This window comes from Streptomyces carpinensis (assembly GCF_002154505.1).
Classification (GTDB): domain Bacteria; phylum Actinomycetota; class Actinomycetes; order Streptomycetales; family Streptomycetaceae; genus Streptomyces; species Streptomyces carpinensis.
In genome coordinates this window covers 1-9,155 of the sequence record NZ_MUBM01000262.1, presented here as the reverse complement: position 1 = coordinate 9,155, position 9,155 = coordinate 1, and the positions used below count along the sequence as shown (strand labels likewise).

Annotated in this window: 8 protein-coding genes; 7 read left to right on the top strand and 1 reads right to left on the bottom strand. The window is 70.3% G+C overall.

From position 1 onward, the window contains the following. Positions 1-75: 75 nt before the first annotated feature. Positions 76-612, bottom strand: a complete 537-nt coding sequence (locus tag BZY54_RS31525) for an HNH endonuclease (RefSeq protein WP_037859785.1) — start codon at positions 610-612, stop codon at positions 76-78. 334 nt (positions 613-946) lie between these two features. On the opposite strand from BZY54_RS31525, the gene BZY54_RS31520 reads away from it, so the two are divergent. The 7 genes from BZY54_RS31520 (at position 947) to BZY54_RS31490 (ending at position 8,975) form a co-directional block, all read left to right on the top strand. Continuing rightward, the gene (locus BZY54_RS31520) at positions 947-2,044 is read left to right on the top strand and encodes a mechanosensitive ion channel family protein (protein ID WP_086728728.1); all 1,098 of its coding nucleotides are present in this window, start codon (positions 947-949) and stop codon (positions 2,042-2,044) included. A 229-nt stretch (positions 2,045-2,273) separates the two neighbouring features. Beyond that, the gene (locus tag BZY54_RS31515; RefSeq protein WP_086728729.1) at positions 2,274-3,485 is read left to right on the top strand and encodes an ROK family transcriptional regulator; all 1,212 of its coding nucleotides are present in this window, start codon (positions 2,274-2,276) and stop codon (positions 3,483-3,485) included. A 57-nt stretch (positions 3,486-3,542) separates the two neighbouring features. Then, entirely contained in the window at positions 3,543-4,889 is a 1,347-nt protein-coding gene (locus BZY54_RS31510) for an ABC transporter substrate-binding protein (protein WP_086728727.1), read from the top strand. A 6-nt stretch (positions 4,890-4,895) separates the two neighbouring features. Continuing rightward, positions 4,896-5,849 (top strand): carbohydrate ABC transporter permease, encoded by a 954-nt coding sequence (locus tag BZY54_RS31505; RefSeq protein WP_086728726.1) that lies wholly within the window; start codon positions 4,896-4,898, stop codon positions 5,847-5,849. Between the two features lie 2 nt (positions 5,850-5,851). Continuing rightward, positions 5,852-6,745 carry a carbohydrate ABC transporter permease gene (locus BZY54_RS31500; protein WP_086728725.1) on the top strand — a complete coding sequence of 298 codons (894 nt, stop codon included), beginning with the start codon at positions 5,852-5,854 and terminating at the stop codon, positions 6,743-6,745. 2 nt (positions 6,746-6,747) lie between these two features. After that, entirely contained in the window at positions 6,748-8,013 is a 1,266-nt protein-coding gene (locus BZY54_RS31495) for a 6-phospho-beta-glucosidase (RefSeq protein ID WP_086728724.1), read from the top strand. Next, positions 8,004-8,975, top strand: a complete 972-nt coding sequence (locus BZY54_RS31490; protein ID WP_086728723.1) for an N-acetylglucosamine kinase — start codon at positions 8,004-8,006, stop codon at positions 8,973-8,975. The genes BZY54_RS31495 and BZY54_RS31490 overlap by 10 nt, the downstream gene beginning before the upstream one ends. The last annotated feature ends 180 nt before the right edge of the window (positions 8,976-9,155 follow it).

Genomic DNA, 9,155 nt, shown 5'->3' with positions numbered 1-9,155 from the left:
GCCGCGCGGTACGGGCGTCACGGCCGCCGTACGCACACCGCACGAACCGCGCGCCGTACGCGAAGACCCGGATCGTCAGGCGGAGATGCCGTCGATCCGGGCCAGGGCGTCGTCCGCGCCGTACGGCTGCAGGTAGGGCAGCCAGCGCGGGTCCCTATGCCCGGTGCCGATGATGCGCCAGGCCAGACCGGTGGGCGGAGCGGGCTTGTGACGCAGTCGCCAGCCCAGCTCGACGAGGTGGCGGTCGGCCTTGACGTGGTTGCAGCGGCGGCACGAGGCCACCACGTTGTCCCAGGCGTGCTGGCCACCCCGCGAGCGCGGGATGACGTGGTCGACGCTGGTGGCGACGCCGCCGCAGTACATGCAGCGGCCCCCGTCGCGGGCGAACAGCGCTCGCCTCGTCAACGGAACGGGTCCCCGATAGGGAACCCGGACGAAACGCTTGAGCCGGACCACGCTGGGTGCGGGGACGGTGACGGTCGCGCTGTGCAGATGGGCGCCGGACTCCTCGAGGCAGACTGCCTTGTTCTCGAGCACGAGGACGAGCGCGCGGCGGAGCGGTACGACGCCGAGGGGCTCGTACGACGCGTTGAGGACCAGGACATGCGGCACAGGGGCCTCCTTGTACGCCGGCGGCGCGTGGCTCGCGCCGGGACGATCTGCAGTCAGTCTCCCCTCATGCCTGGTGAACGCGCCACCATGTCCCGGTAACGGGCTGGGAGTGTTTTCGACCACACCTCATTCATCCCCCGGATCACGGTCCGTTCACACGGCCTGATCAGAGGCGGGTGCGCACCGTTTCGCCGCCGTATCTCCTTCGTACGCCGCGGCAATCCACACACCGTGCCCCGTTAGTGTGGTGGCCCTGCCCGTCCGGTGACCTCTTCGTGACCCAGACGATATTGACCGCTGCGCCGGAGGGCGGACGCACCTGGAGGTACCTGCCGTGTCCTTGCCCGCCGTCCTACTGGCCGCCGGTCCGTCGCCGTCACCGTCTCCCTCGGAGTCGCCGTCCGTGTCGGTCCCCACGCTCCAGGACGCCCAGGAGAGCGCGAACCAGGCCGCGAGCTGGGTCGAGCAGAACTGGTCCACCTGGCTGGCGATCAGCCTCCGGGTCGTGCTGATCCTCGTGATAGCGAGCGTGCTGCGGGTGGTGGTCCGGCGGGCGATCACCAAGCTCATCGACCGTATGAACCGCGCCGCCCAGGCCGGCAACGGCGGCTCCTCGCTGGGCGGCCTGCTGGTCAACGCCGAGCGGCGGCGGCAGCGCTCCGCGGCGATCGGCTCGGTGCTGCGGTCGGTGGCGAGCTTCCTGATCCTGGGCACGGCCGCGCTGATGGTCCTGGCCACCTTCCAGATCAACCTGGCCCCGCTGCTGGCGTCCGCGGGTGTGGCGGGCGTCGCGGTCGGTTTCGGCGCGCGCAACCTGGTCACGGACTTCCTCTCCGGTGTCTTCATGATCCTGGAGGACCAGTACGGCGTCGGCGACGTGATCGACGCGGGCGTCGCCTCCGGCGAGGTGATCGAGGTCGGCCTGCGTGTGACCAAGCTGCGCGGCGACAACGGCGAGATCTGGTACGTCCGCAACGGCGAGGTCAAGCGGATCGGCAACCTCTCCCAGGGCTGGGCGACGGCCGGAGTCGACGTGACCGTCAGGGCGAGCGAGGAGCTGGACAAGCTCAGGGCCACCCTGACCGAGGTCGCCGAGAAGATGGGCAAGGAGGAGCCCTGGAACGAGCTCCTGTGGAGCCCGATCGAGGTGCTGGGCCTGGACAGCGTGCTGATCGACTCGATGGTGGTCCGCGTCTCGGCCAGGACCATGCCGGGCAAGTCGGTGGCCGTGGAGCGCGAGTTGCGCTGGCGCATCAAACGCGCCTTCGACGCGGCCGACATCCGCATCGTCGGCGGCGCGACGGCCCCGGCGGAAGAGGAGGCCGTCGATCCGGCGGCGGCGGTGGCCGCCCCCTCGGCGTTCGCCAACCCGACGTCACCGCAGGCACGGGCGACGGCCCCGCTCACTCCGCAGCAGCCGACCGGCAAGTAGCGCTCCGTTCGCCGACGACCGGCGAACCACCTTTCCAGCCCCCGAGACGACGAGTTCGTCGGCTCGGGGGCGTTGTCTATTGACGCCCCCTTCGTCCTTGGCCTAGGTTCCTCCCAGCCCAACAGGAAAGTTTCCTAACAGTGATCTCCCGGCGCCCGGTGATCAAGACTGGACGTCCTGCCCGGGTCACTGAAAAGCTGGGCGGCTGGAAGGGCAGGTGTCGATCCCCATGGCAGGAACCGCCGGTACGCCGGGAACCCCACGCGTCCTGCGCGCCATGAACGACCGGGCCGCCCTCGACCTGCTGCTGGAGCACGGGCCGCTGTCCCGCACCCGGATCGGCAAGCTCACCGGCCTGTCCAAGCCGACCGCCTCCCAGCTCCTGGCCCGGCTGGAAGCCGCCGGACTGGTCCTCGCCACGGGTACCAGCGAGGGGCGCCCGGGCCCGAACGCCCAGCTCTACTCGGTCAACCCGGCCGCCGCGTACGCCGCCGGACTCGACGTCACCCCGCAGCGCATCCGTGCGGCCGTCGCCGACGTCACCGGCCGCACGGTCGGCGAGTACGAGCTGGCGACCCCCGGCCGCCGCCCGTCCCAGCCCGTCGTACGCCAGGTCACCGACGCCCTCGACGGCGCGGTGAAGGCGGCCGGGTTGGCCCGCGGCGACGTCCATCGGCTGGTCATCGGCACCCCCGGCGCCTTCGACCCCAACACCGGCCGGCTGCGCTACGCCTCCCACCTGCCCGGCTGGCACTCCCCCACGATCCTCGACGAGCTGGCCGCCGCCCTGCCGATGCCGGTGGAGTACGAGAACGACGTCAACCTCGTCGCCATCGCCGAGCAGCGCCTCGGCGCGGCCCGCGGCCACCAGGACTTCGTACTGCTGTGGAACCAGGAGGGCCTCGGCGCCGCCCTGGTCCTCGGCGGCCGGCTGCACCGCGGCTGGACCGGCGGCGCCGGCGAGGTCGGCTTCCTGCCGGTGCCCGGGACCCCGCTGGTCCGCCAGGTCACCAAGGCCAACAGCGGCGGCTACCAGGAGCTGGCCGGCTCCCAGGCCCTGCCGAGGCTGGCCCGGGAACTCGGCATCGAGGACGTGCCCGGCGGGCCGTACGCCGAGGCCGCCGCCGCGCTCGTCGCCCGTGCCGCCGACCACGCCACCGGCCCGCACCGCACCCTCCTGACGACGTACGCGACCCGGCTCGCCACCGGTCTGGCCTCCCTCGTCTCCGTCCTCGACCCCGAACTCGTCGTACTCAGCGGCGCCTCGCTGACCGCCGGCGGCGAGGTGCTGCGCGCCCTCGTCCAGGCGGAGCTGGAGGAGCTGGCCGCCTCCCGGCCGCATCTGGTGGTCGGCGGCGTCCGTGAACACCCCGTGCTGCGCGGCGCGTTGGAGAGCGCGCTCGCCACCACTCGCGACGAGGTCTTCGACACCTCCCGCTGACCCCGCACCAGCACCCCACCCCCTTCACCGCCACGCCCGTCCGAGGGAGATCCAGCCATGCCCGAAGTACCCCGGAAAGCCCGGAAAGCGTCTCTCGCTCTCGCCGCCACCGCCTCCCTGGCGCTGCTCGCCACCGCCTGTACCGGCCAGTCGGACTCCGGCGCGAACGACGACGCCTCGAAGGAGACGACGATCAACTTCTGGCACGCCTGGAGCGCGCCGAACGAGGTCAAGGCCGTGAAGTCGCTGATCGCCGGCTTCGAGAAGGCCCACCCCAACATCCACGTCAACGCCGTCGGCAACATGACCGACGACAAGATGAACCAGGCGCTGCGCACCGGCGGCGACAAGGCCCCGGACGTGATCTCGTCCTTCACCACGAACAACGTGGGCAAGTTCTGTTCCTCGGGCGCGCTGGTCGACCTGAACCCGTTCTTCGAGAAGTCGGGTGTCGATCCGGAGAAGACGTTCCCGAAGGCGATGAACGAGTACACGCAGTTCGACGGCAACCGCTGCACGGTGCCGCTGCTGGGTGACGCGTACGGCCTCTACTACAACAAGACCGCGTTCGCGAAGGCCGGCATCAAGGCCCCGCCGAAGACCTGGTCGGAATTCGAGGCGGACGCCAAGAAGCTGACGATCCCCGACGGAGACGGCTACAAGCAGCTCGGGTTCATGCCGGACTACCACGGCTGGGAGTCCACGACCGAGCACTACTTCGCGCAGTTCTCCCCGACCTACTTCGACGCGAGCGGGAAGTCGAACCTCGCCAAGGACCCCGCCTTCGAAAAGGGCTTCACCCTCCAGAAGAAGCTGGTCGACGAACTCGGCGGATTCCAGAAGCTGGAGAAGTACCGCGCCACGCTCGGCGACGAGTGGGGCCCCAAGCACCCCTTCCACACCGGCCAGGTCGCCATGCAGCTCGACGGCGAGTGGCGGCTGGGCATGGCGACGGACGCCAAGCCGGCGTTCGACATCGGCGTCGCCCCGCTGCCCGTCCCCGACGACCAGGTGAGCCAGTACGGCAAGGGCTACATCACCGGCACCATCGCCGGTATCGCCGCCACCAGCCACAAGCAGAACGCCGCCTGGGAGTTCGTCAAGTACATCACCACGGACACCGACGCGGTGGTCGGCTTCGCCAACGACATCCACAACGTGCCCTCCACGCTCGCCGCGCTGAAGTCCCCGAAGCTGAAGTACGACCCGCGCTTCAAGACCTTCCTGGACATCGCGGCCGACCCGGACTCCACCACCACACCCGCCTCCATCAACGGCGGCCAGTACCTGGTGACGATCCAGCAGTTCGGCTACGACTACGAGAGCGGCAAGGAGAAGGATCTCAAGGCGGGCCTTGCGAAGGCGGCCAAGCAGATCGACACGGACATCGCGCAGGCGAAGTAGAGGCGCATGACCACCGTCACCACCACCGCCACCCTGGCGTCCAGACGCCGCCGTTCGGCGCTGAAGACCCTCGCCTTCATGTCGCCGTGGCTGATCGGATTCGCGGTCTTCTTCGCCTATCCGCTGATCTCCACCGTCTACTTCTCGTTCATGCACTACGACGGCTTCAGACCGCCGACGTGGAGCGGCACGAAGAACTGGACGTACGTCTTCCAGGACTACCCGCTCTTCTGGCCGGCCCTGCGCAACACCCTGTGGCTGGTCCTGGTCATGGTCACCCTGCGGGTCGCCTTCGGACTCGGCGTCGGCCTGCTCATCACCAAGATCAAGACGGGCACGGGTGTCTTTCGCACCCTCTTCTACCTGCCCTACCTCGCGCCGCCGGTCGCAGCGACCATGGCGTTCGCCTTCCTCCTCAACCCGGGCACGGGGCCGGTCAACTCCCTCCTGGAGAAGACCGGCATCCCGGCCCCCGGCTGGTTCAACGACCCCACCTGGTCCAAGCCGGCCCTGACCCTGCTGGCCCTGTGGGGCGTGGGCGACCTGATGGTCATCTTCATGGCCGCGCTGCTCGACGTGCCCACCGAGCAGTACGAGGCCGCCGAACTGGACGGCGCCTCGCCCTGGCAGCGCTTCCGCTACGTGACCCTGCCCAACATCTCCCCGATCGTGATGTTCGCGGTGGTCACGGGGGTGATCCAGACGATGCAGTACTACACGCAGCCGCTCATCGCCGGAAAGGTCGCCTCGGGCGTGATCCAGGGCGCCGGCACGCAGTTCGAGCCGGGATACCCGGACAAGTCCACGCTCACCCTCCCCCAGCTCGTCTACAACCTCGGCTTCCAGCGCTTCGACTACGGCTCGGCCTGCGTGGTGGCACTCGTCCTCTTCGCCCTGTCGATGGCGTTCACCGCGTTCCTGATGCGGCGCCGGGGCGGTCTGATCCAGGCAGGTGACTGACGATGACCCAGGTGCTGGACAAGCCCCTCCCGCTCAAGGCCCCCGTCTCCCCGGCCGCCCGCACGGCCCGCCGCAGGGCGGCCCTGGAGTGGATCGCCGTCCACTCCCTCGGCGTGGCGGCGGCCCTCTTCTTCACGCTGCCGTTCGTCTTCCTCCTCCTCACCTCGCTGATGAGCGACAGCCAGGCACTCAGCCGCGACCTGATCCCGCACACATGGGAGTGGGGCAACTACAAGAAGGTCTTCGACACCCCTGGCTTCCTCACCTGGTGGCGGAACACGCTGGTCTACGCCGGCCTCGGCACGGTCCTGACCGTCGCGTCGTCGATCCCGGTGGCCTACGCCCTCGCCAAGTTCCGCTTCCGGGGCCGCAATCTGTCACTCATGCTGGTGATCTCGATGATGATGCTGCCCCCGCAGGTGATCATCATCCCCATGTACCTGTTCTGGGCCAAGCAGCTGGACCTCTCCGGCACGCTGTGGCCGCTGATCATCCCGATGGCGTTCGGCGACGCGTTCTCCATCTTCCTGCTGCGGCAGTTCCTGACGACGATCCCGAACGAGTACCTGGACGCGGCGAAGGTCGACGGCTGCGGCGAGCTGCGCACCCTCCTGAGGGTCGTCCTGCCCATGGCGAAGCCGGGCATCGCGGCCGTCGCCCTCTTCCAGTTCTTCTACGCCTGGAACGACTACTTCGGCCCGCAGATCTACGCCTCGGAGAACCCGGGCGCCTGGACCCTGTCCTACGGCCTGGAGTCGTTCAAGGGCGCCCACCACACCGACTGGAACCTCACCATGGCCGCCACCGTGCTGGTCATGGCCCCCGTGATCCTCGTGTTCTTCTTCGCCCAGAAGGCGTTCGTCGAGGGCGTCACGCTCACCGGAGTAAAGGGATAAAGATGAAACTCACCGTGGTCGGCGGCGGCTCGACCTACACCCCGGAACTCATCGACGGCTTCGCCCGCCTCAGGGACACCCTTCCCGTCGAGGAACTGGTCCTCGTCGACCCGGCGGCGGACCGCCTGGAGCTGGTCGGCGGCCTGGCCCGCCGCATCTTCGCCCACCAGGGCCACCCCGGCCGCATCGTCACCACCCCCGACCTGGACGCGGCCGTCGACGGCGCCGACGCGGTCCTGCTCCAGCTCCGCGTGGGCGGACAGGCGGCCCGGCAGCAGGACGAGACCTGGCCCCTCGAATGCGGCTGCGTCGGCCAGGAGACGACGGGGGCCGGAGGCCTGGCCAAGGCCCTGCGCACGGTCCCGGTGATCCTGGACATCGCCGACCGTGTCCGCCGCACCAACCCGAACGCCTGGATCATCGACTTCACCAACCCGGTCGGCATCGTCACCCGGGCCCTGCTCCAGGCCGGCCACCGCGCGGTCGGCCTGTGCAACGTGGCGATCGGCTTCCAGCGGAAGTTCGCGGCGATGCTCGACGTCGCGCCCACCGACATCCACCTGGACCATGTGGGCCTGAACCACCTCACCTGGGAGACGGGCGTACGCCTGGGCGGCCCCGAGGGCAGGAACGTACTCCCCGACCTCCTGGCCGCGCACGGCGACAGGATCGCCGACGACCTCCATCTGCCCCGCCCGCTCCTGGACCGCCTGGGCGTCGTCCCCTCCTACTACCTGCGCTACTACTACGCGCACGACAAGGTCGTGGAGGAACTGCGCACCAAGCCCTCCCGAGCCGCCGAGGTGGCCGCCATGGAGGAGCAACTGCTGCGGATGTACGGCGACCCGTCCCTCCACGAGAAGCCGGCGCTCCTCGCCAAGCGCGGCGGCGCCTATTACTCGGAGGCTGCCGTCGACCTGGCGGCGGCCCTGCTCGGCGGCGGAGGCAGCCCGTACCAGGTGGTCAACACCCACAACAACGGCACCCTCCCCTTCCTCCCGGACGACGCGGTGATCGAGGTACAGGCAGCGGTGGGCCCCAAGGGAGCGACCCCGCTCACCGTCGCCCCGCTGGACCCCCTGTACGCGGGCCTGGTGGCCGACGTGACGGCGTACGAGGACCTGGCCCTGGAGGCGGCCCTGCGCGGCGGCCGCGACCGCGTCTTCCGCGCCCTCCTCTCGCACCCCCTCATCGGCCAGTACGAGTACGCCGAGACCCTCACCGACCAGCTGATCGCACACAACCGGGAGCACCTCGCGTGGGCCTGACCGCAAGCGTCCTCGCCATCGACGCGGGCAACAGCAAGACCGACGTCGCGGTCGTGGCGGCCGACGGAACCGTCCTCGCCACGGCCCGCGGCGGCGGCTTCAGGCCCCCGGCCGTCGGCATCGAAACAGCGGTGGACACCCTCGCCCGGGCAGTGGAAGAGGCCTACGCGACAGCCGGGATCACCTCCGTCTCCCACGTCTCGGCCTGCCTGGCCAACGCGGACCTGCCCGTGGAGGAGGAACAGCTGGCGGCGGCCCTGCACGCGCGCGCGTGGGGCACGACGGTGGAGGTCCGCAACGACACGTTCGCGATCCTGCGCGCCGGCGTGGCCGAACCCCGTGGCGTCGCCGTGGTGTGCGGCGCCGGCATCAACTGCGTCGGCATGCGCCCGGACGGCCGCACCGCCCGTTTCCCGGCGATCGGCCGCATCTCCGGCGACTGGGGCGGTGGTTGGGGCCTGGCGGAGGAGGCCATGTGGCACGCCGCCCGCGCCGAGGACGGCCGCGGCGAGCCCACGGCCCTGGCCCGCACCCTCCCCGCCCACTTCGGCCTCGACTCCATGTACGCCCTCATCGAGGCCCTCCACCTGAAGACCCTCGACGACCACCGCCGCCACGAACTGACACCCGTCCTGTTCGCCACGGCGGCGCAGGGCGATCCGATCGCCCACTCGATAGTCGAGCGACTGGCGGACGAGGTGGTCACCATGGCGACGGTCGCCCTGACCCGCCTGGACCTCCTCACCGAGGAGACCCCCGTACTCCTGGGCGGCAGCGTCCTGGCCGCCCGCCACCCCCAACTGGACGACGGCATCCGCGACCTCCTCAGCACCCGCGCCCCGAAGGCCACCCCCCAGGTGGTCACAGCCCGCCCGGTCCTGGGCGCGGCCCTCCTGGGCCTGGACCACGTAGGAGCCCCACCGGGGCCCCAGCGAAGACTCCGAACCCACTTCACCCCCTGACGCCCACGGCGGTGCGCACCCCCACGGCCCCGCACCCGCCCGACAGCGGAACGGGCCGTGGACCGCACCCCCCGAAGCGCACACCCCGACGGCCCGTTCCGCTGTCGGGCGGGTGCGGGGCCGTGGGGGTGCGCACCGCCGTGGCCGTCAGGGGGTGACGTGGCGTCGGAGTCTTCGCTG

What these genes read in the sequence shown, in the direction of transcription:
- BZY54_RS31510 (WP_086728727.1), top strand. Translation starts at nt 3,543, where the DNA reads ATGCCCGAAGTACCCCGGAAAGCCCGGAAAGCGTCTCTCGCTCTCGCC.
- BZY54_RS31505 (WP_086728726.1), top strand. Translation starts at nt 4,896, where the DNA reads ATGACCACCGTCACCACCACCGCCACCCTGGCGTCCAGACGCCGCCGT.
- BZY54_RS31500 (WP_086728725.1), top strand. Translation starts at nt 5,852, where the DNA reads ATGACCCAGGTGCTGGACAAGCCCCTCCCGCTCAAGGCCCCCGTCTCC.
- BZY54_RS31495 (WP_086728724.1), top strand. Translation starts at nt 6,748, where the DNA reads ATGAAACTCACCGTGGTCGGCGGCGGCTCGACCTACACCCCGGAACTC.
- BZY54_RS31515 (WP_086728729.1), top strand. Translation starts at nt 2,274, where the DNA reads ATGGCAGGAACCGCCGGTACGCCGGGAACCCCACGCGTCCTGCGCGCC.